The organism is Burkholderia sp. MSMB617WGS, assembly GCF_001532025.2.
Classification (GTDB): domain Bacteria; phylum Pseudomonadota; class Gammaproteobacteria; order Burkholderiales; family Burkholderiaceae; genus Burkholderia; species Burkholderia savannae.
This window is the reverse complement of record NZ_CP013458.1, coordinates 1,854,879-1,876,812: the sequence shown is the minus strand read 5'-3', so window position 1 is coordinate 1,876,812 and position 21,934 is coordinate 1,854,879. Positions and strand designations below refer to the sequence as shown.

Annotated in this window: 17 protein-coding genes and 1 pseudogene; 6 read left to right on the top strand and 12 right to left on the bottom strand. The window is 68.2% G+C overall.

Annotated features, from left to right (window positions below; genetic code table 11):
- Positions 1-63 precede the first annotated feature (63 nt).
- The 5 genes from WT60_RS29135 to WT60_RS29110 all read right to left on the bottom strand — a co-directional run bounded on the left by WT60_RS29135 (position 64) and on the right by WT60_RS29110 (position 9,208).
- Complete coding sequence (locus tag WT60_RS29135) at positions 64-1,500, bottom strand: heavy metal sensor histidine kinase (RefSeq protein WP_060356518.1); 1,437 nt, start codon at positions 1,498-1,500, stop codon at positions 64-66.
- Positions 1,497-2,195: a heavy metal response regulator transcription factor gene (locus WT60_RS29130; RefSeq protein WP_038747675.1), complete on the bottom strand. Its 699-nt coding sequence runs from the start codon at positions 2,193-2,195 to the stop codon at positions 1,497-1,499. Before WT60_RS29130 ends, WT60_RS29135 begins: the two co-directional genes overlap by 4 nt.
- 30 nt (positions 2,196-2,225) lie before the next feature.
- Positions 2,226-4,022, bottom strand: coding sequence for an efflux transporter outer membrane subunit (locus WT60_RS29125; protein WP_236860892.1), 1,797 nt, complete (start codon positions 4,020-4,022; stop codon positions 2,226-2,228).
- 701 nt (positions 4,023-4,723) lie between these two features.
- Positions 4,724-5,974 (bottom strand): efflux RND transporter periplasmic adaptor subunit, encoded by a 1,251-nt coding sequence (locus WT60_RS29115; RefSeq protein ID WP_060356519.1) that lies wholly within the window; start codon positions 5,972-5,974, stop codon positions 4,724-4,726.
- A 15-nt stretch (positions 5,975-5,989) separates the two neighbouring features.
- Positions 5,990-9,208, bottom strand: coding sequence for an efflux RND transporter permease subunit (locus WT60_RS29110; protein ID WP_060356520.1), 3,219 nt, complete (start codon positions 9,206-9,208; stop codon positions 5,990-5,992).
- A gap of 243 nt (positions 9,209-9,451) precedes the next feature.
- On the opposite strand from WT60_RS29110, the gene WT60_RS35490 reads away from it, so the two are divergent.
- From WT60_RS35490 to WT60_RS29095, 3 genes are all read left to right on the top strand, one after another.
- Complete coding sequence (locus WT60_RS35490; RefSeq protein WP_236860891.1) at positions 9,452-10,249, top strand: LysE family transporter; 798 nt, start codon at positions 9,452-9,454, stop codon at positions 10,247-10,249.
- Between the two features lie 420 nt (positions 10,250-10,669).
- Entirely contained in the window at positions 10,670-10,918 is a 249-nt protein-coding gene (locus WT60_RS29100) for a hypothetical protein (protein ID WP_060356521.1), read from the top strand.
- A 68-nt stretch (positions 10,919-10,986) separates the two neighbouring features.
- Entirely contained in the window at positions 10,987-11,202 is a 216-nt protein-coding gene (locus WT60_RS29095) for a hypothetical protein (RefSeq protein ID WP_038747684.1), read from the top strand.
- Positions 11,203-11,298: 96 nt separating this feature from the next.
- Here the strand turns inward: WT60_RS29095 and WT60_RS35485 are convergent, their stop codons facing one another.
- The 3 genes from WT60_RS35485 to WT60_RS29080 all read right to left on the bottom strand — a co-directional run bounded on the left by WT60_RS35485 (position 11,299) and on the right by WT60_RS29080 (position 12,893).
- Positions 11,299-11,523: a hypothetical protein gene (locus WT60_RS35485; RefSeq protein ID WP_038747687.1), complete on the bottom strand. Its 225-nt coding sequence runs from the start codon at positions 11,521-11,523 to the stop codon at positions 11,299-11,301.
- A gap of 344 nt (positions 11,524-11,867) precedes the next feature.
- Positions 11,868-12,134 (bottom strand): translation initiation factor IF-1, encoded by a 267-nt coding sequence (gene infA, locus WT60_RS29085; protein WP_082759472.1) that lies wholly within the window; start codon positions 12,132-12,134, stop codon positions 11,868-11,870.
- A gap of 555 nt (positions 12,135-12,689) precedes the next feature.
- Positions 12,690-12,893 (bottom strand): cold-shock protein, encoded by a 204-nt coding sequence (locus WT60_RS29080; RefSeq protein ID WP_038747692.1) that lies wholly within the window; start codon positions 12,891-12,893, stop codon positions 12,690-12,692.
- A 565-nt stretch (positions 12,894-13,458) separates the two neighbouring features.
- Between WT60_RS29080 and WT60_RS29075 the strand changes: the two genes are divergently transcribed.
- Both WT60_RS29075 and rpsU read left to right on the top strand, forming a co-directional pair.
- Positions 13,459-13,734 carry a hypothetical protein gene (locus tag WT60_RS29075; protein WP_038747694.1) on the top strand — a complete coding sequence of 92 codons (276 nt, stop codon included), beginning with the start codon at positions 13,459-13,461 and terminating at the stop codon, positions 13,732-13,734.
- 179 nt (positions 13,735-13,913) lie between these two features.
- Positions 13,914-14,126, top strand: coding sequence for a 30S ribosomal protein S21 (rpsU, locus tag WT60_RS29070; protein WP_038747769.1), 213 nt, complete (start codon positions 13,914-13,916; stop codon positions 14,124-14,126).
- A gap of 387 nt (positions 14,127-14,513) precedes the next feature.
- Here the strand turns inward: rpsU and WT60_RS29065 are convergent.
- Both WT60_RS29065 and WT60_RS29060 read right to left on the bottom strand, forming a co-directional pair.
- Positions 14,514-14,768: pseudogene (locus WT60_RS29065) on the bottom strand (helix-turn-helix domain-containing protein); the annotation flags it as partial.
- A 46-nt stretch (positions 14,769-14,814) separates the two neighbouring features.
- Positions 14,815-15,600, bottom strand: coding sequence for a Crp/Fnr family transcriptional regulator (locus tag WT60_RS29060; protein ID WP_060356523.1), 786 nt, complete (start codon positions 15,598-15,600; stop codon positions 14,815-14,817).
- Between the two features lie 154 nt (positions 15,601-15,754).
- Between WT60_RS29060 and WT60_RS29055 the strand changes: the two genes are divergently transcribed.
- Positions 15,755-17,416, top strand: a complete 1,662-nt coding sequence (locus WT60_RS29055; protein ID WP_038747697.1) for an acyl-CoA synthetase — start codon at positions 15,755-15,757, stop codon at positions 17,414-17,416.
- Between the two features lie 33 nt (positions 17,417-17,449).
- Here the strand turns inward: WT60_RS29055 and WT60_RS29050 are convergent, their stop codons facing one another.
- Together WT60_RS29050 and WT60_RS29045 are read right to left on the bottom strand one after the other, a co-directional pair.
- Positions 17,450-19,423, bottom strand: coding sequence for an APC family permease (locus WT60_RS29050; protein ID WP_038747700.1), 1,974 nt, complete (start codon positions 19,421-19,423; stop codon positions 17,450-17,452).
- 161 nt (positions 19,424-19,584) lie between these two features.
- Positions 19,585-21,639 (bottom strand): methyl-accepting chemotaxis protein, encoded by a 2,055-nt coding sequence (locus WT60_RS29045; RefSeq protein ID WP_060356524.1) that lies wholly within the window; start codon positions 21,637-21,639, stop codon positions 19,585-19,587.
- Positions 21,640-21,934: the final 295 nt, after the last annotated feature.

The following is a 21,934-nucleotide window of genomic DNA, read 5'->3' as shown; positions in this document are numbered from 1 at the left end:
GCATCGACGCGCGCGGGGCGGCATGGGCGGCGCGGCGTCGGCGACATCGAACGCGCCGGCCGCTCAAGTCGTCTTCAGCGTAGGCCGCGGCCCGGCTGCCGCCGTGCGCGCGTCGTGCGCCTGCGGCTCGGCGTCGGCGGGCCGCGCGGCGACCGAGAACCCGATCGTGTTCCAGCCGCGTTCGCACGACACGAACACGGCGCCGCCGTGCATCTCGGCGACGGCCTTCACGATCGACAGCCCGAGGCCGTGATTCTCGTTGCTGTTCGCGCGCGCTTCCTCGATCCGGTAGAAGCGCTCGAACAGATGCGCGCGCGCGGCCGCGTCGATCGGCTCGCCCGGGTTCGACACCGCGATCTCGACGGTTTCGCCGCGCGCCGCGATCGTCACGCGGATCGTGTTGTCCGGCCGCGTGTGCTGGATCGCGTTGATCAGCAGGTTCGTCATCGCGCGGCCGAACAGCGACGGATCGACGCTCGCGCGCGCGTCGCCGGCGAGCTCGGCGCGCAGTTGCGCGTCGTCGAACGACATGTCGAGAAACGCGAGCATGCGCGTGACCTCGGCCGCGAGCGACACGTCGGCGAGATCGGTCGCGCGCTCGCCGCGGTCGCGGCGCGCGAGGAACAGCATGTCGTTGACGATGATCCGCAGCCGCTCGAACTCCTCGAGATTCGATTCGAGCGTCTCGCGCAGCCGCTCGGCCGAGCGCTCGCGCGCGAGCGCGACCTGCGTCTGGCCGATCAGGATGCTCACGGGCGTGCGCAATTCGTGCGCGACGTCCGCATTGAACGATTCGAGCCGCTCGTGCGCGTGCTCGATCCGTTCGAGCGCGCCGTTGAACGAGCTCGCGAGATCGTGCAGCTCGCGCGGCAGCGCGTCGGTGTGCAGCCGCCGGCGCCGGTTCGCGGGGCCGAGCGACGCGGCCTCGCGCGACAGCCGCGCGAGCGGCGCGAGCCCGACGCGCGTGACCGCGCGGCTCAGCAGCAGCGTCGCGAGCGTCGCCGCCGCGATCAGCGCGGCGAGCGTCAGCATGATGTGCCGCAGCATCTTCTGCGTGCGCTCGCACGCGGTCGACACGACGAGCGTGAGCGCCGGGCGCTCGCCGCTCGCGGGCAGCGCGACGGTCTTCGTCATCACGTCGTATTCGCTGCCGGGCGGGCGCAGCCGCAGGAAGCCGTCCGCGGCGGGCCCGTCGGGCTCGCCTTCGACCGGCTTGCCGAAGCGGAACGCCGGATCGGCGCTGTCGACGTGATAGCGGGTCGAGCCGTCGGGCGGCTCGAGATCGGCGAGCTTGTCCTGCGTGATCTTGAAGCGCGCGGCCGTCGTGCCGTGCGACACGATCATCGCGGCGATCTTCGTGCGCGTGTCGAGCGTCGCGCGCAGCTCGGCGAACAGTTGCCGCTCCATCATCGCGAACAGGCCGACGCCGACGAGCGTGAACACGAACAGCGACGCGACGCCGAACAGCACCGACAGCCGCCTGGAAATCGAGCGCGTCATGAGCGTTTGGCCTCCGCGTCCTCTTCCGCGCGTTCCTCGAGCACGTAGCCCATTCCGCGGATCGTGTGCAGCAGCTTGTCCGCGAACGGGCCGTCGAGCTTTGCGCGCAGCCGCTTGATCGCGGTCTCGACGACGTTCGCGTTGCTGTCGAAGTTCACGTCCCAGACGAGCTCGGTGATCGTCGTCTTCGACAGCACCTCGCCGCGCCGGCGTGCGAGCACGCCGAGCAACTGGAATTCCTGCGCGGTGAGGTCGAGCCGCACGCCGTTGCGCGTCGCGCGGCGGCTGATCAGGTCGACGCGCAGATCGCCGATCGAGATCAGCGTCGATTCCTGCACGCGCGCGCGGCGCGTGAGCGCGCGCAGCCGCTCGACGAGCTCGAGGAACGAGAACGGCTTCGTCAGGTAGTCGTCGGCGCCGCCGCGCAGGCCGCGTACGCGGTCGTCGACGCGGTCGCGCGCGGTCAGCATGATGACGGGCGTGTCCTTGTGCGCGCGCAGCGCCCCGAGCACGCCGAAGCCGTCGAGTTTCGGCAGCATCACGTCGAGGACGACGACGTCGTAGTCGTACTCGAGCGCCATCCATGCGCCTTCCTCACCGTCGGTCGCGGCATCGACGACCCAGCCCTCGTCGGCGAGGCCGCTCTTCAGGTAATCGACCACTTTCGCTTCGTCTTCGACGATCAGTACTTTCATGTTCTGTCCCGTTGTGCCGGTCGCGTGCCGCTATGCCGCGTCGGCCGGCCGCCGGGGCGGGGCGGCGGCCGGCGTCGCCCCGGCGTTCGCCGTAGATTGTGCGCCCATCCCGGCGGATCGTGCGGATTCGGCTGGCGTGACGGCGAGCCATGCGGATGCGGCCGGCGCGGATGCGGCCGACGTGGATGCGGCCGGCGCGGAAACGGCCGATGTCGCAGTGGCCGACGCGGCAGTAGCCGGCACGAAGGCGGTCGACGCGGCGGCTTCGCCTGTTCCAGCCTCGTTCCCGACTCCGACTCCGACTCCGACTCCGACTCCGACTCCGGCTCCGGTTCCGTTCGCCGCCGCGCGCGTCGCGGCATCCCGCGACGCAGCGGCCGGCATCGGAGCGCCGCCTGCCGGCCGCTGCGCCTCTTCCGTCTCCACCGCGCTCCACCCGCCGCCGAGCGCCTTCGCCAGATACACGACGAGCGCCGCGCGCTGCCCGCGAATCTGCACTTCCTGCCGCTCGCTCGCGAGCAACTGCTGCTGCGCGCCGATCACGTCGATGTACGCGGTCAGGCCGCCCGCGTAGCGGTCCTGCGCGAGGCCGACGAGCCGCTGCGCATCGTCGACGGCCGCCCGCGCGCGGCGCTCGGCCTCGTCGAGCACCGACAGCCCGGTTACCGCGTTTTGCACTTCCTCGAACGCGGTCAGCACGGTTTGCCGGTAGTTCGCCTGCGCGGCCGCGTAGCCCGCCTGCGCGTACGCGACGCCTGCCGCGAGCCGGCCGCCCTCGAACAGCGGCTGCGCGAGCGACGCGCCGACCGACCACAGCAGGCTCGGCGCCGTGAAGAGGCTCGCGAAGCGGGTCGCGTCCCAGCCGAGCGCGGGCGAGAGCGTGATGCGCGGGAAATACGCGGCGCGCGCGACGCCGATTTCGGCATTGGCGGCCGCCATCGCGCGCTCGGCCGAAGCGACGTCCGGCCGGCGCTGCAGCAGCTCGCTCGGCAGCCCGGCGGGCAGCGTCGGCGCGGCGAGCGTCTGTACGCGCGGCGGGATCGAGAACGCCGGCGCGGGCGTGCCGGCGAGCGTCGCGATCGCGTGCTCGAGCTGCGCGCGCTGATTGAGCAGCAGTTGCGCCTGCGTGCGCGTCGCGTCGAGCTGCGCCTTCTGCTGCATCAGATTGAGGCCGGACACGGCGCCCAGGTCATGCTGCGCGGACACGAAGTCGAGCGCTTTGCGCTGCAGCGCGACCGAGCGGTTCAGCACGTCGATCTCCGCGTCGGTCTCGCGCAGTGCGAGGTAGCTCGTCGCGAGGTTCGCCGTCATCACGAGGCGTGCGTTCGCGAGGTCGTCGCGCGCCTGGTCCGTCGACGCCTGCGCGGACTCGACCGAGCGGCGAATCCGGCCGAACAGGTCCGGCTCGTAGCTGACCGTCGCGCCGATCTGCATGTCGTTCTGCACGGTCGAATGATTCGCCTGCGCGTAGTTCGTGAGCGGGCGGTCGGCCGAGATCCGCGCGCGCGACGCGCCGGCGGCGAGGCCCGCGCTCGGCCATTGCGCGGACGCGACCGACGCGAGCGTCGCCTGCGCCTGGTCGTAGCGCGCGGCGATCGCCTGCACGCTCGGGTTGTGCGCGAGCGCGCGGGTTTCGAGCTCGTCGAGGAGCGGATCGCCGAACGCGCGCCACCAGTCGGGCGCGAGCGATGCGCGCGCGGGCGCGGCGGGCCGCCAGTACGAATCGGCCGGGCCGATGGACCAGGCGGCGGGCGTGTCGACGGGCGGGCGGCGGTAGTCCGGGCCAACCGTGCAGCCGGCGAGCGCGAACGCGGCTAGCGCGAGCAACGCGAGCGGGCGGTGCGGCCGGCGTGAACGCGATTCGGGCGGCGGCAGATCGGGAGAATTCGGCGAATTCGGCGCGCCGCTTGTATACGGCGATTGAAGCGAGCAGCGAATTTCGGGCGAACTGGCGGGGGTGGCTGAATCGGCGGAGGTGCGCGAACGGGTGAGCGCGGCCGAATCGGCGAAGGTGTGCGAACTGGCGAGGGTGGGCGAATCGGCAAGGGTGGACGAATTGGCGAAGGTGGGCGAACCGGCGAGGGTGGACGAATTGGCGAAGGCGGACGAACCGGCGAGGGTGGACGAATTGGCGAAGGTGGGCGAACCGGCGAGGGTGAACGAATTGGCAAAGGCGGACGAATCGGTGCAAGCCGACGAAAGGGCGAAGTCCGGCGCTCGCGACGGTTTTCGCGCGCCGGTCGATCCGTGCGGCTTGATCGCGACAGACGTATTAACCGTATCGATTACATCGACCGCGCCGACCGCGCCGATCGTATCGATCACATCGACCGCGTCGACCGCACCGATCGGCGAGATCACCGGGACAACCGGGACAACCGGGACAACCCGGACCGCCCGGACCGCCCGGATCGAGTGGACCGCCCGGATCATCGCCCGAACCGCCCGAACCGCCCGAACCGATCCCGACGACGCGAACGGCCGAAGCCCCCCGCGCCGACCGCGCGCGCCGAACGCGATGCGCGCGCTCACGTCCGCGCTCCGGCCGCCTGCGCGGGCATCGGCGCGGCCCGCCCGCTCTTCGGCGGCTGCGCGACGATCACCGCGTCGCCGTTCGCGAGCGAATCGCTCGGATTCAGCACGATCCGGTCGGCCGGCGCGAGGCCGCCGTCGATTTCGAGCGTCTGCCCGAGCGTGCGCGCGATCGTCACGCGATGCAGCCGGATCTGCCCGTTCGCCTCGACCACCGCGACGCTCGGCCCCTCCGCGCGGAACAGCAGCGTGTTCGCCGGAATCGTCAGGTTGCCGGCCGGCGCCATCGGCAGCGTCGCCTTCACGTAGGCGCCCGGCATCAGCTTGCCGTCGCCGTTCGGCAGCGTGATCTCGATTTGCAGCGTGCGCGTTGCAACGTCGATCGCCTGCGCGGTGTGCGTGATCGTGCCGTCGAACGTCTGCCCCGGCAGCTCGGGCTGCGCGACGCCCACGTGCTGGCCGAGCCGCACCTGTTGCGCATATGCCTGCGGCACCTGCACGTAGAGGCGCAGCCGGTCCGCCTGCACGACCGTGAAGAGCGCGCGGCCCGCGCCGCTGTTGCCCGCGTTGACGAGATCGCCTACGTCGATGTTGCGCTGGGTGACGATCCCGTCGACCGGCGCGACGATCTTCTGGAACGATTTCAGCTCGGTGAGGCGCCGCATGTTCGCGGCGGCGGCGGCGACGTTCGCGACGCCCTGGTTGTACGCGCCTTGCCGATCGTCGAGCTCCTGCTGCGACACCGCATCGCGCTCGCGCAGCTGCCTCGCGCGATCGAGCGACGTTTTCGCGAGCGCGAGCGTCGATTCGGCCTGCTGCCGCTGCGCGACCGCCTGCGCAAGCTCCTGATCGAGCTCGGGCGTGTCGAGCTCGGCGAGCAGCTCGCCCTGTTTCACGCGCGCGCCGATGTCCGCGCGCCAGCGCAGCACGTAGCCGCTCGCGCGCGCGTAGATCGGCGCCTCGACGTAGCCGCGCAGCGTGCCGGGCAGCGTGAGGCGGCTCGCGCCCGTCGCCGCGCTCGGCTGCACGACGCTCACGTACTGGCGCGCGTTCTGCGCGGCGAGCGCGTCGAGCCGGTTCGCGCGGCTCCAGTCGGCGACGAGCGTGCGGAGCCCGCCCGCCGCGAGCAGAAGCCCGACGGCGGCGAGCGCCCATTGCGCGCGCTTCCACATTTGCGCGCGCGCGGGCAGATCGAGACCGGATTCGTCTACGTGTATGACGACGGAGCTGTGATGTTTCTCTTCCATGGATTCAACCGGTTCTCAATTCGGGTCAACGGAACGGGGCGCGGCGTCGCCGGCACGCTCGGCCGCGGCGCGGCGCGCGCGGCGCTTCGCGAGCCGCTGGTGGACGCCCGCGAACACGAGCGGCACGAACAGCAGCGTCGAGACGGTCGCGAGCAGCAGGCCGCCGATCACCGCGCGGCCGAGCGGCGCGTTCTGCTCGGCGCCGACGCCCAGGCCGAGCGCCATCGGGATCATGCCGATGATCATCGCGAGCGCGGTCATCAGCACCGGGCGGATTCGCGTCGCGCCCGCCTCGAGCGCGGCCGTGAGCGGCGGCGCGCCGGCCTCGAGCCGCTGCCGCGCGAACGCGACGACGAGAATGCTGTTCGCGGTCGCCACGCCGACCGTCATGATCGCGCCCGTGAGTGCCGGCACCGACAGGTGCGTGCCGGTGATGAACAGCATCCACGCGATGCCGGCGAGCGCGGCGGGCATCGCGCTCACGATGATGAGCGGATCGAGCCACGACTGGAAGTTCACGACGATCAGCAGATAGACGAGCACGATCGCCATCGCGACGCCCGCGCCGAGGCCGAGATACGACGTGCGCATCGTCTCCACCTGGCCGCGCATCGTGATCGTCGTGCCGCGCGGCAGCGTCGCGCGCGCGTCGTCGATCGCGCGGCCGATCTCGGTCGCGACCGAGCCGAGGTCGCGGCCCTCGACGCTCACGAGCAGGTCGATCACCGGGCGGATGTTGTAATGCGTGACGACGGCGGGCGACACGCCCGGCACGATGTCGACGAGATTGCCGAGCAGCTGGTACGGCGCGCCCGCGCGGCCGCTCGCCGACACGGGCGTCGCGAGCAGGTCGCCGACCGAGCCGACCTGGTATTGCGGCGTCTGGATCGTCAGCGGATATTGCACGCCCGTCTTCGGATTCACCCAGAACGACGGCGCGGTCTGCGACGTGCCGGCGAGCGAGATCAGCAGGTTCTGCGCGACGTTCTGCGCGGACAGGTCGAGCTGTTGCATGCGCGTGCGGTCCATGTCGGCCGTGAGGCTCGGCTCGTCGTTGCGTTGCAGGACGTGCGCGTCGACGGCGCCGGGAATCGCGCGCACGCGCTTCATCAGCCGGCTCGCGATCGCCATGTTCGACGCGAGGTCGGCGCCTTGCACCTGCACGTCGATCGCGGCCGGCTGCCCGAAGTTCAGGATCTGCGTGACGATGTCCGACGGCTGGAAGAAGAACTCGACGCCCGGAAAGCGCGCGGGCAAGAGGCCGCGCAACTGCTCGACGTAGCGCTGCGCGCTCGCGTGGCCGGGCTTGAGCGCGATCAGGATCTCGCCGTCGAGCGTGCCGATCGTGCCCGCGTTGCTGTACGACAGGTTGATGCCGCTCACCGGCAGCCCGAGATTGTCGACGATCGTGCCGAGCTCGGCGGCCGGCACCGCTTCGCGGATCGTCTGCTCGACCTGGTCGGCGAGCCGCGCGGTTTCCTCGATCCGGTAGCCGGTCGGCGCGCGCATGTGCAGGCGGAGGTTGCCCGCGTCGACGCTCGGGAAGAAGTCGCGGCCGAGCGCGAACACGAGGCCCGTCGACAGCACGCAGAAGCCGAGAAAGAGCGACGCATGGAAGCGGCGGCGCACGAGCAGCACGCTCAGCAGCACGATGTAGCCCGCGCGCAGCCGCTCGAACGCGCGCTCGAACGCATGATGAAAGCGCGCGAAGCGCGACGGCCGCGCGGCGGGCGCGGCTGGGCCGATGCCCGGGCGGTGCTTGCCGAACAGCAGCATCGCGAGCGTCGGCACGAGCGTGCGCGACAGCACGTACGACGCGAGCATCGCGAACACCACCGCCTCGGCGAGCGGCACGAACAGATAGCGCGCGACGCCCGTGAGGAAGAACATCGGCACGAACACGACGCAGATGCAGAGCGTCGACACGAGCGCGGGCACTGCGATCTCGCCCGCGCCCTCGAGGATCGCCGTGCGCAGGTCGGAGCCCAGATGCAGATGGCGTTCGATGTTCTCGATCGTGACCGTCGCGTCGTCGACGAGAATGCCGACCGCGAGCGCGAGGCCGCCGAGCGTCATGATGTTGATCGTTTCGCCGAGCGCGGCGAGCGCGAGCAGCGACGTGAAGATCGACAGCGGAATCGAGATCGCGATGATGAGCGTGCCGCGCCAGTTGCCGAGGAACAGCAGGATCATCATCGCGGTCAGCGCGGCGGCGATCAGCGCCTCGTGAATCACGCCCTGGATCGCCGCGTCGACGAACACCGACTGATCGAAGAGCGGCGTGATTTTCAGATCCTCGGGCAGCGTGTTCTCGACCGACGGCAGCAGCGCCTTCAGCGTGTTGACGACGGCGAGCGTCGACGCGTCGCCGCTCTTGAGCACCGACACGAGCACGCCGCGCTCGCCGTCCTTGCGCACGACGTTCGTCTGCGGCGTGAAGCCGTCGCGCACGTGCGCGACGTCTGACAGATAGATCGTCGCGCCGCCCGTCGTCCGCACCGGCAGCCGGTTCAGCTCGGCGAGCGTGTCCGGCGACGCGTTCGTGCCGACGCGGTATTCGGTCTGGCCGATTTTCGCGGTGCCGGTCGGCAGCACGAGGTTCTGAGCGTTGACTGCATTGACGATGTCGGCGGGCGTCATGCCCTTCGCGAGCAGCGCCTGCGTGTCGAGATCGACGGAGATCACGCGCGTGCGGCCGCCGTACGGGTAGGGCACCTGCGCGCCGGGAATCGTGATCAGTTGCGGGCGCAGGAAGTTCATCGCGACGTCGGCGAGCTGCTGCTCGCTCATCGACTGGCTCGACAGCCCGAGCTGGATCACCGGAATGCTCGACGCCGAGTAACTGATGATGAGTGGCGGCGTCGCGCCCTGCGGCATCTGCCGCACGATCGCCTGCGCGGCCGACACCGTCTGCGCGATCGCCGTCTGCGTGCTCGCGCCGGGCTGCAGGAAGATCTTGATGATCGCGATGCCGGGCAGCGTCTGCGATTCGATGTGCTGGATGTTGCTGACGGTCGTCGTCAGCGTGCGCTCGTGGACGGACGTGATCCGGTCGGTCATCTCCTGCGCGGACAGGCCGTTGTAATTCCAGATCACGCTGATGACCGGAATGTCGATCGACGGCAGCACGTCGGTCGGCGTGCGCATCAGCGCGAGAGGCGTGGCCAGCAGGATCATGATGGCCATCACGATGAACGTGTACGGGCGCTTGAGCGCGAGATTGACGATCCACATGGAGGGCGGGTGCTCAGACGGGCGGGCGTTGCGTCGGTGGTCGGGATCGCATGATAAAAAAGCGCGCCGGACGTGTCGCTGACGCGAAGATGGCGGATTTGTCAGGAACGGATCGTCGGAGGAATCGGGCGGGGCGGGCGTCGGCGCGCAGGCTTTGCCGGACCGGCCGGATCGGGGTGTGGCATCCGGCCGATGATTGGCGGGCTTGGGTGCGGCATGGGGACGAGTTGCAGGTTGCGATCGATGCTCGTTCTGATCGATGGCGATTGCGGCGGGTTTGTCGCGTTGCGATCGCTGGTCGCTGGTGGTCGGTCGTCGCTCGCCGGTCTCCGGCTCGCCGCTCACGGCGATTGCCGATGCCAACTGTGGTTGCGGGCTCGGCATCGCAGGTCGCGCGTCGTGAAGGCACGTCCATTCGCCGTGCCGTTTTTCTGTTTTTTTGTCGGCGTCGACGTTGGTTTTGGCTCGGGCTTCGGCGCACAGTCACCAAGTCACCAAGTCGGCCGCTTTGCCGGCGCATGGGCGGTTCCGCTCAATACGCGCGTTCGTGCCGTCCCTATCGATGAACGAGTGCATTCGATGAATCCACATGGGCGTTCCGCTTTCGATGGCAGCCTTCGCGCTGGCCGCGTCGATCACCTCCGACCCGACCCCGTCAATCGCGTCGCGCTGAGCGCGGGCGCGCGTTACGGCGTCGCGGCCAGTCTGCGCCACGTGGCGGGCGCGGCGCTCGGCTTCGTCGCGTTGTTCGTCGCGATCGGCCGCGGCATGCACGCGATGCTCGAACGAGGGCCGTTCGTCGCGGAGGCGATTCAGTGCGGCGTCGCGGCGTTTCTGCTGTATCTCGCGTATCGGCTCGCGATCGATGATGGGCGCATCGACGCCGGCGAAACAACGAGCGGCGCGGGCAGGCCTTTGGCCGAGCGCGGCGCGGCGATGCAGCGGCTCAATACGAAGGCGTGGCTCGCGTCCGTCGCGGGGATGGGGGGCTATTCGGCGGACGGCGACGCCGCGCTCGTCTGGCGCTTCGCGGCGATCTAACTGGCGATTTGTTCTCTGTCGGTGGCGAGCTGGGCGGGGCGGGGGCGTATTGGCTTGAGGTTTAGCGGCCGCGCGCATCGATTCCCAACCTGTGCCCGCCCCATAGATTTCGCTGTACATGCGTGGCGATGCGCGTAGCATAAGGCTGCATCGACAATGTACGTCCGATGTCGGCGTGGCCGTGCAATCTGAAATTCGCTGACAGGGCGGTGCTATGGAGCGGGCCCGTGGCAAGTACATTCGACGTGGGCGATCCGCGTCAGATCGGCCACATCACGTGTTTCCGGTCGTTCCTTCGGTCCTGCGCTTCTACTCAACTACGCTCACCGCTGCCCGCCCTGCGAAACCGGTGTCACACGATAGCGGCGACATATTTTCAGTTTCATGCCGGCGACATGCCGGTGACACCGGAGTGGCGATATGAAGAGATTCGACCTGTTGCGCTCGATCCGGGGCGACGGTGCCCGTTTTGTCGAGCGGTACCTGCCGGCCGACGCGGAAGTGGAACTGGAACGCCTGATCGACGAACGGCGCTATGAAGTCGACGCGAGTGCATTCCGGATGTTCGCATCGATTCGCGCAAGATTGAGCGAGGGCGGTGCGGAAGACGGAGAGACGGCCCGCGAAGCCGGCGAAATCATGGTGCTTCTGAGCACGGAAAGCGATTGACGGGCCCGATACAACCCTGCTGTGTCCTGGATGTGGTGCGATTCGGGCGTGACGAAGAAGGAGCGTTTATGCAATTCACGACCACGAGATTTCGTATCGATCCGACGCCGCGCCGCGCCGACGGCGAGTATATCGCTCATGCGCGCATCAGTGCGAATCGTGCGAACGGAGACGAATACGATGTTCATCTGAGCGGCGATCTTGCCGGCTTCGACCTGCGCGAGGATGCGGTCGGCTATGCGCAGCGCTGGGCGCAGCAATGGTTGCTTGCGCACTTCGGCTGACGATATGCGCGCCGGCGGACGGATGATGAGTGCAATGCGGCCGGGCTGAAGGGGCGGCAAGCCGAATAAAGGAGATGGCGCGCGACGCGAGGAGGATCAACCCCTGTTGTCGATCCATTCGCGGGCCCAGCGATCCGAATGGCGGAGCGCGGCCTCTTCACTGCCAAAGTACTCTAGCGAGTAGAACTCATAGGATGTCGCCCCGTTACTCACGTCGGATCGACGGAGCGTGAGATTGGACGAAAAGCATCCGTCAGGCAAGCGGTGAGCGGATGGCGAGATCGCGTAACCGCGGTAATGTTTGATGATTGAACTTCGCATAACAAATTGATGTGTTGGATAGCATGGTCGCGTGTAGTGCTGTTCCAGCATGCATGCTGGGTGCGCTCCCCTGAACCCGGCCGTCGCGGTGCCACGAATGGTGCCGGCATGCCCGATACGGAACGAAGGACGGAAGGATGGGGCGAGACAAATTGACAGGGCGCGCGGGACGTAGCGTCACGCTCGCTTTCGTGCATGTGACGGCGAATGCGCGTGTGCGAGTCGCTTGCATTCGATTGCCGGTGATCGGCGTCGTCGACGCCGTTACGCGCTACACATTGTCGCGGCCGCGCGGAAGCTCCGTGCGGCCGTCTGTTTGGACAGAAGCGTCATTGACGCCGTTATCAGCGTCGGTGAATTCGCGATCGCGATGCGCTGACCGCAGCGCGTTCGTCCTTGTGTCGATAATTGATGCGGCCTTTCGTCAAGTCGTAAAGTGACAACTCGAGTCTGACGCGGTCGCCCGCGAGAATGCGGATACGGTTCTTTCGCAGGCGCCCGGACGCGTAAGCGGCGACGACTACCCCATTCTCCAGTATCACACGATAACGGCTGTCGGGCAGGACCTCGTCGACGACGCCGTCCAGTTCCAGTAGATCTTCCTTTGCCAAATTGATGTCTCCAATAACTCACCGAATTCACTGGTGCGGCCGCGTTGCGGGCTGCCGGGTAACGGCAACGGGCAACGGGGATACGGGCTTGACGTTGAGACGGCGCGCAAACACACGCGTCGCGCGGATGCGATGCTACGTGCCGGCTTCCGACGTCGACTGCTAGCGTTTCGTGGTCGGGGGCGCGTCCGTGCGCGACGTAACGGGTGTCGCCGCTTTCGGCGGCCCCCAATTGAGGGTGGCACCGAGCGCCGGTGTCGTCCTGGCTCGCTTCGCCGCCTTGGTGTTGCGCGAACGTTGCCGGCTCATGTCGCTCCAGTGTTTCGACCGCGGCATCACGATGAATCGGCAGGCATCGTGCACGATGCGATTGGCCTGCCCATCGGGCCTGAGCGCCGACAGGCGATGTCCGTCACGTGCGGCAATGGCTGATGAATCGCGGGAGGCCGCATGCGCAAAGGCCGGAGGCGTCCGACCGCACCGGCCAAGCCGGTCAAGGCCGTGCGCCGCGGGGAATGGTTTCCTGCACGGCAGGCAGGTACGTACCGATGCGAATCAGAGCGGCTTGATGTTGGATGCCTGCAGACCCTTCGGGCCCTGCTTCGTTTCGAAGCTCACGTGCTGGCCTTCGACGAGCGTGCGGAAGCCATCACCGCGAATTTCGGAGAAGTGGGCGAACAAGTCGTCCTTGCCGCTGTCGGGCGTAATAAAACCGAATCCCTTGCTGTCGTTGAACCACTTGACGATACCGGTATCCATGAAAATCCTTTGATGTAGACGAACGAAGACGCGCACCTCGACTTGGGCACGAAAAAGAATCAAGGAGGGAGAGGACAACGAATACCGCGGTGTGCGGTTAATGATGAGCAGCAATCGCGCTTCTTGAAGACTTCTGGGGCGGACTGTACGTGCTGTTGCTGATTCGGTCAAGCGATTTTACTGGCGAGACTCAGGCAGCGCAGCCTTGACCATCCGCCGACGAATTGAGGGGCGGTGCGCGAACGCTTATGCCGCATCGACTCGATGCGCGGTGCGCCCGGTTCCCGCGCTCGGCTCGCGATGCCGGGCGCTGACGGAGTCGACGGCCGAAATGAAATATAAATTGCAGGCTCGCTGTGCAATTGGCGTATCATGGTTCGCACGTCGGGCCGGAACACCGCGCTCCCCGACGACAGGCCATATCGATCGCTACGTTCTTCGTACGCCCGTTCCCGCCGTCGATCGTTCGACCTCCCTCCCATTCCGAACTGCCATGCGCATGGCGTGCAACGGCGGTCCGTCACCATCAGCGACAACATTCCGAAATGATCGTCAGGAGTCGGACATGAGCATGCACCTGTATCGCGGCTTCGAAATCTATCCATTGATCTACGCTCACACGCAAACGACGGACGGCGCGAGCCGCAATTACGACGACGGTTTCGACGCGGCCGTGAAGATCTGCCTGCGCGACACCGATACGGCATTGACGTGCAGCGATACGTACAAGCTGGACGAGAGCCCACCGTTTTCGACCGCCGGTGCCGCGCGACGCGCGTCGCTCGAATACGCCAAAGGCCTCATCGATCGGCACGGCGGCGAGAACTGGATGCTGCCGTAGCAGCTATCGATCGACAGCGCGCTTGCGTGATACGCGGCGCATCGATGATGAACGCGCCGCGCATATTCCTCCCGCGTGAGGAGCCGGGTCGAACATTTGATTTCGCGGGCGAAGCGCGTTGCGATACCGGGCGACGGTTCGCGCCGCAAGCCCCCCGCGCGACTTTCCACAAGGCAGATATGACCAAAATCGTTTTGAAGCTCAATGAACCCGTCGATGTCGCGCTTCGGCGGTTCCGCAGGGAAATCCAGAAAGCCGGACTGATTCAGGAGTTGCGCGCCCGTTGCTTCTACGAGAAGCCGACCGCCGAGCGCAAGCGGAAAATGGCAAGTGCTGTGTCCAGACAGCGCGCGCGAATCAAGCGGGAGACGCCTCGGCCGAAACTGTTCTAGCGGGGCGTTAGGGAGCGCCGGCAAATCGATCGTCGTACGTGCCGCCCGCTCACTCGATGCTGGATCGATTTCGCGTCGGCCACCAGACAGGGTCGTGCCGCGTTCGGGCTTCCACGTGTCCGGCTGTGAGTGCGGCAGCGGCGGTTTCACGCTGGATCGCGACGATGCTTGATGGCCGCTCAGCGGCAATCGGCAAGTTATTTCGTCTTCGCTGCGCGGTGCCATGACATTTCAATGGCAGGGCTCGGAAATCCTGAAATATCACTGAAAGCGCGTCTACTCGGTGAGCCCGAAAACGAACGTGATTGAGAAAGCGGCTTCCGTTCAAACACCACCGAACATCCCGCATCACCCCCGATACTGCCCCGGCATCGCCGCGACCACTTTTCAGAACGCCCGCTGAACATGCGCCTGATCGGCGAAGCCGGCATCGAGCGCGACGTCGGCGATCGGCCGGCCGAGCTTCAACCGCGCGCCGCCGTATCGAATGCGCCGGTTCGCGAGAGACGCATGCGGATTCATCCCGTATCGCGCGTCGAACGCGCGGACCAGATATGACGGCGACAACCCGGCCGCCGCACAGATAGATGTCGTCGAGCGGCGGCGCGTGCGTGCGACGCCCGTCGACGCACGGCTCAGCCGCCCTCGGGCCGCCCACAGGCCGCCCGAGCGTCGCGGCGGCCCTTCGTCAGATCTGCTCCATCCCGAACGCCGCGAGCCTCGGCAGATCGAGCACGTCGATCTGGTTGTACGCGACACGCAGTGCGCCGAGCCGCTCGAGGTGCCGGAGCGCCTGATTGATCCGCTGCCGCGACACGCCGACGAGCATCCCGAGTTCCTCCTGCGAGATCGCGAGCGTCGCGCCGGTGTCCGGATACAAGTCGGGATTGAAGAGCTGCGCGAGCGACTGCGCGACGCGCGCGTTCACGTCGAGCAGCCGGCTGTTCTGGATCGACGCGATGAACTCGCCCATCCGGTTGTTCAACTGGCGGATCACGAAGCCCGTGAACGGCAGGCTGCTGTCGAGGAGCGCATGGAACGTCGCGGTCGGCACGAACAGCACGAGCGAGCGCTGGACCGCGATCACGTCGTACTTGCGCAGCTCGCGCTTGATCACGCTGCCTTCGCCGAACCAGCCGCCCGACGGCACGCCGGAGAACGTGCAGCCGCGCCCGGACGCGTTGTAGATCGCGAGCTTCACGAGCCCGCGATGCACGCCGATCCAGTATTCGGTGGGCGCCTGCCGGCGCGCGACCCACTCGCCCGCGTCGCGATGCTCGGCGTGCGACTGCGCGACGACGAGCGCCTGGTGCTCGGGCGCGAGCGCGTTGAACCAGCCGCAGTGGGAGAAGAGCGCGCGAAGATCGCCGGGCCCGGTCGCGCCGGCCGTATCGGCTGGCGGCGCGTCGAGCGGCGGCGCGCGGCGAATCGTTTGGGCGTCGGCTTGAACCTCGGCTCGAGCGTCGTCTTGCATCACACAGGGTTTGCGAGGATAGGGAATACGCGCGGTCGCCGGCGGGGAGTCTGTCGCTTGGGTGACAGACGGCTCACAATGGCCGCGAGTAGGCTTGTCCAATTGGACCACAAACCAACGATATCGAGGCGCGAGCCTTGCAGGAGACGACATCATGACGCAGAGGTTCGAGGAGGGACTCGGCAAGCGCGACGCCAATTACGTGCCGCTCACGCCGATCGATTTCATCGCGCGCGCGGCCGAGGTGTACGGCGCTCGCCTCGCCGTCGTGCACGGCGACGTGCGCCGCACATGGAGCGAAACCTACGCGCGCGCACGGCGGCTCGCGAGCGCGCTCGAGCGCGCGGGCGTCGGGCGGGGCGACACGGTCGCCGCGCTGCTGCCGAACATTCCGCAGATGATCGAGGCGCACTTCGGCGTGCCGATGGCAGGCGCCGTCCTCAACGCGCTGAACACGCGGCTCGATATCCCGTCGATGCTGTTCATGCTGCGCCACGGCGAGGCGAAGGTGCTGATCGTCGATACCGAGTACGCGGAGTTCGCGCACCGCGCGGCGCTCGAGGTGCCGGGGCTCGCGATCGTCAGCGTCGCCGACGCGATGCCCGCCGATCCGGCCCGTTTCCGTGGCGCGACCGACTACGAGGCGTTCCTCGCGGGCGGCGATCCCGCGTACGCATGGAAGCCGCCGTCCGACGAATGGGAGGCGATCGCGCTGAACTACACGTCGGGGACGACGGGCGATCCGAAGGGCGTCGTCTATCACCACCGAGGCGCGTACCTGGCCGCGATCAGCAACATCCTCGAATGGGACATGCCGAAGCACGCGGTCTACCTGTGGACGCTGCCGATGTTCCACTGCAACGGCTGGTGCTTTCCGTGGGCGGTCGCGGCGCGCGCGGGCGTGAACGTGTGCCTGCGCAAGTTCGACGCGAAGCTCGTGCTCGACCTGATCCGGCGCGAGCGCGTCACGCACTACAGCGGCGCGCCGATCGTGCAGGGCGCGATCGCGAACGCGCCCGCGCAATGGCGCGAGGGGATCGCGCACAAGGTGCATGCGTTCGTCGCGGGCGCGGCGCCCGCGCCCGCGGTGATCGCGAAGATGAAGGAGATCGGCTTCGATCTCACGCACGTCTACGGGCTCACCGAGGTGTACGGCCCGGCGACGGTCTGCGCGAAGCAGTCGCACTGGGAATCGCTGCCCGACGAGGAGCTCGCGCAGCTGAACGCGCGGCAGGGCGTGCGCTACCACCTGCAGGCGGGCGCGACGGTGCTCGATCCCGACACGATGGCGCCCGTGCCGGCGGACGGCGAGACGCTCGGCGAGATCATGTTCCGCGGCAACATCTGCATGAAGGGCTATCTGAAGAACCCGCACGCGACCGACGAGGCGTTCGCGGGCGGCTGGTTCCACACGGGCGACCTGGGCGTGCTCACGCCCGACGGCTACATCCGGATCAGGGACCGCCGCAAGGACATCATCATCTCGGGCGGCGAGAACATTTCGAGCATCGAGGTCGAGGACGCGCTGTACCGGCATCCGGCCGTCGCGGTCGCGGCGGTCGTCGCGCTGCCGGACCCGAAATGGGGCGAGGTGCCGTGCGCGTTCGTCGAGCTGCGCGAAGGGATGAGCGCGACCGAGGAGGAGATCATCGCGCACTGCCGGCTGCTGCTCGCCGCGTTCAAGATCCCGAAGGCGGTGCGGTTCGGCGAGCTGCCGAAGACGTCGACCGGGAAGATCCAGAAGTTCCAGTTGCGCGCGCAGGTCGGCTCGAGCTCGGCGATCGATCTGGCGGGGAGCGCCGGCAAGAAGCCCTGACGCGCGGCGCGGCGACGCTCCCGGGCGCGCCGCTTACCCGACATTCATCGGCAACAACACCATCTGCCGCCCCTGCTGATGCAGCCGCGCCTGCAATTCGACGGGCGTCTGGTTGTGCAGCCACGCGGTCAGGAAATTCACGCGCCGGAAGATCAGCTTGCTCGCGAAGCAGACGCTGTTCGGAAACTCGTCCATCGTCTCGTCGGCGAGGCGCATGAATTCCACGATCGGATGCGTGCCGAACGCGATCCGGTAGTCGGCCGCGATCCCGTGGCGCCGGCAGTGCGCGACGTAGTAGTCGAGCGACGACGTGATCGCGTGCCGCAGCCGTTCCAGATGCTCCTCGCCGTCGTAGCTCTTCGCGTCGACTTCGCCGACCGCCAGAAAAATCACGTTGCGAAAGTGCCCGGGGAAGAGCCGGTTCACCCACAAGAGCGCGTGCATGCTCGCGCCGCGATGCTTGCCGACGAGCAGCACCGCGGTCGGCTGCGCCGGATCGGGCTTGCCGGGCGCGGCGCCCTCGTCGACGGCGGGCGGCTCGCCGGCGAACAGCGCGTCTTCTTTCGCGAGCTGCGCGCGCGTGTCCGAGTAGTGGCGGTGGATCAGCAGGCACGCGGCGATCACCGCGCTCGTCACGAGCACCGTCAGCCAGCCGCCCGCCGTGAACTTCTCGACAAGCGTGATCACGAGCACGACGCTCGTCACCGACAGCCCGAGCGCCGACAGCGCGAAATGCCTGAGCCAGCCGGCGTCGTCGCGGCGGCGCCGCCACCAGTACGTGCAGAGGCCGAGCAGTGACATGCTGAACGTCAGGAACACGTTGATGCTGTACAGCACGACGAGCACGTCGACGTTGCCGTGCGTCCAGAGCAGGATCAGAAAGCTCGCGACGCCCATCACGACGATCCCGTTCTGCCGCACGAGCCGCGTCGACAGATCGCGGAAATGGCGCGGCACCCACGAATCGGAGGCCATGTTCGACAGCACGGCCGGCCCGTCGAGAAAGCCCGTCTGCGCGCCGACCAGCAAGAGCCCCGCCTCGAACGCGAGCACGGCGGCCAGCAGCGCGTGGCGCGCGAACGACGAGCCGAGCCCGAGGTGGTCGATCACGCTGCCGAACACGACCGCGTTGAGCGTCTGCCCCTCGACGGGCTTCGCGTGCCACAGCATGTAGAGCAGAATGATGCCGCCTGCGGTGAACGCGAGCGACGTCGCCATGTAGAACATCGTCACCTTGCCGCTCGGCACGCGCGGCTCGGCGAGCATGTTGACGTTGTTCGACACCGCTTCGAGGCCCGTGTACGTGCCGCCGCCGAGCGAGAACGCGCGCATCAGCAGCGCGATCATCACGAGCGGGCCGAGCGTGTGCGACATCCCGCGCGCCTCGCCGAACGCGTCGGGCACGACGTTCGCGAGGTTGCTGCCGTGCGCCGCGACGCCGTAGACGATGAGGCCGAAGTGCAGCACGACGAAGCCGACGAAAATCGGCAGCAGCACCATGATCGATTCCTTCATCCCGCGGAAGTTCAGGCCCGTCATCAGCACGATCAGCGTGAGCTCGGTCGTGAGCTTGAACGCCTGCGCGCCGACGGGCAGCAGGCTGAAGAATGCGTCGACGCCGCTCGCGAGCGACGTCGCGACGGTCAGCACGTAGTCGACGAGGAGCGCCGCGCCGGACACGAGCCCGGGCTTCGGCCCGAGCAGCGCGGTCGACACGCGGTAGCCGCCGCCGCCCGTCGGGAACAGCTCGATCACCTGGTTGTAGCCGAGCGCGATGATGAACACGGTCGCGGCGGTCGCGAGCGCGAGAAAGAGCGCGAGCGGCGTGTGCTGGCCGAGCGCGAGGAACGCCTCTTCCGGGCCGTAGCACGACGACGACAGGCCGTCCGCGCCGAGCCCGACCCACGCGAGAATCGGCGTGACCGCGATCGCGTGCCGCGTGCGCGGGTCGAGCGGATCAAGCGGCTTGCCGAACAGGAATTGCCACATCTTGTCGAGCGAGGTCATCGGTTCCCTCCGGTGCGATCGCATCTGGCCATGCATCCATGCCGCGAGCACAAGGTAAGGGAGCCGCGCGCCGTCTGTCAGTCGGCGTTATCCATGAGACGGATGCGCGAGCTTTCGGATGCCTGACGATGCGCCCGAAAGCTTACGAACGGCGTACGCGCTCAGTGCGCGGCGACGCGGGCCGATGCCGCGCGCGTTTCGTCTCGCGCATGCGCGCGTTCTTCCGCCGCGAGCTTGAACACGCTGACCGCATGCGCGAGCTGCGCGGCCTCGTCGCGCAGCGCGGCGGCCGCGCGCTCGGCGTCGGCGATCAGCGTCGCGTTCTGCTGCGTCGCCGCGCCGATCTGCGTGACCGCGAGATTCACCTGCTCGATGCCGCTCGACTGCTCGCGCGACGCCGCGCTGATCTCGGCGATGATCGCGCGCACCTGGTCGACGCGCGCGACGATGTCCTGCATCGCCGCGCGGGCGTCCTCGGCGATCCGGAAGCCGTGCTCGACCGTCGTCGCCGATTCGCCGACGAGCGCGTCGATCTCCTTCGCCGCCGCGGCGCTGCGCTGCGCGAGCGCGCGCACCTCGGAGGCGACGACCGCGAAGCCCTTGCCGTGCTCGCCCGCGCGCGCCGCCTCGACGGCCGCGTTCAGCGCGAGGATGTTGGTCTGGAACGCGATTGCCTCGATCACGCCGGTGATCTCGGCGATCTTGCGCGCGACGCCCTGGATGTCGCCCATCGTCGCGACGACGCGCTGCACGGCCGCGCCGCCCGTCGTCGCGGCGGACGACGCGCCCGTCGCGAGCGCGTTCGCCTGCGCCGCGTGGTCGGCGTTCTGCTGGACGGCCGCGGTGATCTGCTCCATGCTCGCCGCGGTCTGCTCGACGCTGCTCGCCTGCGTCGCGATTCGCGCGGCCATGTCGCTGCTGCCCGCCGCGATCGTCACTGTGCCGTGCGCGATGTCGGCCGCGCCTCGGCGCACCTGCGCGACGATCCGCGCGAGGCCGTCGCCGATGCCGTCGACCGCGCGCACGAGCCGGCCGATCTCGTCGCCGCGCCCGCTCGCGTGCGGATCGGCCGGGCCGTCGTGAACGCCGCGCGCGGCGATCCGCACGCTGAGATCGCCCGCCGCGAAGCGCTCGGATGCGTGCGCGGCCGCGTCGAGCGGCCGGCTGACGACGCGCTTGACGACCGCGACGAAGAGCGCCGCGAACGCGAGCACGAATGCGCAGCCGATCGCCGCGAAGCGGTTGCGGGTCGCGCGCATGCCGGCCATCACTTCGTCGTCGATCGCGATGCCGCCGACGAGCCATTGCCACTGCGGGATCGTGACGAACGACACGAATTTCGCGCGCGGGCCGCTGTCGGACGCGGCCGTGTCGGTCGACGTGTAGGACAACTGGCCTTCCTTCGCGGCGAGCATCTGCGCGTACGGCGCGGCTGCGTCGTCGGCGCGCTGGCCCGCGCGCTGCGGATGGACGATCAGGTTGCCGCGCGTCGGGCCGTTCGATGCGTCGAGCACGAAATAGTAGCCGTGCTCGCCGATCTTCAACTGGCGGATGCCGTTCTCGACGAGCCGCATTTCCGCGCCGACGTCGATGCCGACGAACAGCGCGCCGACGATTGCGCCGCTCGCGTCCGCGATGGGCTTGTATTGGGTGATGTAACGTTTGCCGAACAGCGTCGCGAGACCGGTATACGTGTTGCCGGCGACGAGCGGCGCGTACGCGGGGCCCTTGCGGTCGAGCAGCGTGCCGATCGCGCGGCTGCCGTCCTGCTTTTTCAGCGACGTCGTCACGCGGACGAAGTCGTCGCCCTTTCGCGCGAAGATCGTCGCGATCGCGCCGCTCTTCAGCAGGAACTGGTCGGGGATCGAGAAATCGAGGTTCAGCGTCTGGCCGCCCGCGGTGAGCGCGGGCGTCGCGACGCCCGCGACGTCGACGGTCCGCGCGGGATCGAGCGCGTAGCCGGGCGGCAAGAAGCTCCCGAGGAGCGTCATCGCGCGGCTCGCCTCGGCGGTGAGCGCTTCGTCGAAGAGCGCGATCATCGCGGCGATCGAGCGGTCCTTCTCGTCGATGCGCGCGTGAACCTGGTCGGCGATCTGGCCGGCGGCGGCGTGGGTCAGCGCCCAGACGAACGCGGCGAAGAGAAGCGCGAAGAGCGCGCTCGACAGCGCAGCGAGGCGTGCGCCGACGCTCGCGCGCCGCAAGAATGGCACGTTCATGAATGACTCCGAGTGCGGTGGCGGGGACGTTGGCGGAACGCACGCGTCACCGCTCTCTGATGGCGTGGTTGTCGGCAGGCGCGGGGGATTCTTTAGGATTTTGTAAGGGGTTGATCCGGGTAGGGCGGCGAGGCTTCACGCAACGGCGAGCGGCGGGTTCAGGGCAGCGGCGCGCTCGGGGCGCAGGCGGCGCTCGGGATGAGCAACCGCGACACGCGGGCGGACCGGGAGCCGGCGATACGGAAGGCCTGAGCCGCTTTTTCAGGTCGAACTTCCGGCCGAACTTCAATGATCC

Excerpts from the sequence above, each read along its gene's own strand:
- WT60_RS29135 (WP_060356518.1), bottom strand. The coding sequence starts at position 1,500 with ATGACGCGCTCGATTTCCAGGCGGCTGTCGGTGCTGTTCGGCGTCGCG.
- WT60_RS29130 (WP_038747675.1), bottom strand. The coding sequence starts at position 2,195 with ATGAAAGTACTGATCGTCGAAGACGAAGCGAAAGTGGTCGATTACCTG.
- WT60_RS29115 (WP_060356519.1), bottom strand. The coding sequence starts at position 5,974 with ATGGAAGAGAAACATCACAGCTCCGTCGTCATACACGTAGACGAATCC.
- WT60_RS29110 (WP_060356520.1), bottom strand. The coding sequence starts at position 9,208 with ATGTGGATCGTCAATCTCGCGCTCAAGCGCCCGTACACGTTCATCGTG.
- WT60_RS35490 (WP_236860891.1), top strand. The coding sequence starts at position 9,452 with ATGCTCGTTCTGATCGATGGCGATTGCGGCGGGTTTGTCGCGTTGCGA.
- WT60_RS29100 (WP_060356521.1), top strand. The coding sequence starts at position 10,670 with ATGAAGAGATTCGACCTGTTGCGCTCGATCCGGGGCGACGGTGCCCGT.
- WT60_RS29095 (WP_038747684.1), top strand. The coding sequence starts at position 10,987 with ATGCAATTCACGACCACGAGATTTCGTATCGATCCGACGCCGCGCCGC.
- WT60_RS35485 (WP_038747687.1), bottom strand. The coding sequence starts at position 11,523 with ATGCGAAGTTCAATCATCAAACATTACCGCGGTTACGCGATCTCGCCA.
- WT60_RS29080 (WP_038747692.1), bottom strand. The coding sequence starts at position 12,893 with ATGGATACCGGTATCGTCAAGTGGTTCAACGACAGCAAGGGATTCGGT.
- WT60_RS29075 (WP_038747694.1), top strand. The coding sequence starts at position 13,459 with ATGAGCATGCACCTGTATCGCGGCTTCGAAATCTATCCATTGATCTAC.
- rpsU (WP_038747769.1), top strand. The coding sequence starts at position 13,914 with ATGACCAAAATCGTTTTGAAGCTCAATGAACCCGTCGATGTCGCGCTT.
- WT60_RS29060 (WP_060356523.1), bottom strand. The coding sequence starts at position 15,600 with ATGCAAGACGACGCTCGAGCCGAGGTTCAAGCCGACGCCCAAACGATT.
- WT60_RS29055 (WP_038747697.1), top strand. The coding sequence starts at position 15,755 with ATGACGCAGAGGTTCGAGGAGGGACTCGGCAAGCGCGACGCCAATTAC.
- WT60_RS29050 (WP_038747700.1), bottom strand. The coding sequence starts at position 19,423 with ATGACCTCGCTCGACAAGATGTGGCAATTCCTGTTCGGCAAGCCGCTT.
- WT60_RS29045 (WP_060356524.1), bottom strand. The coding sequence starts at position 21,639 with ATGAACGTGCCATTCTTGCGGCGCGCGAGCGTCGGCGCACGCCTCGCT.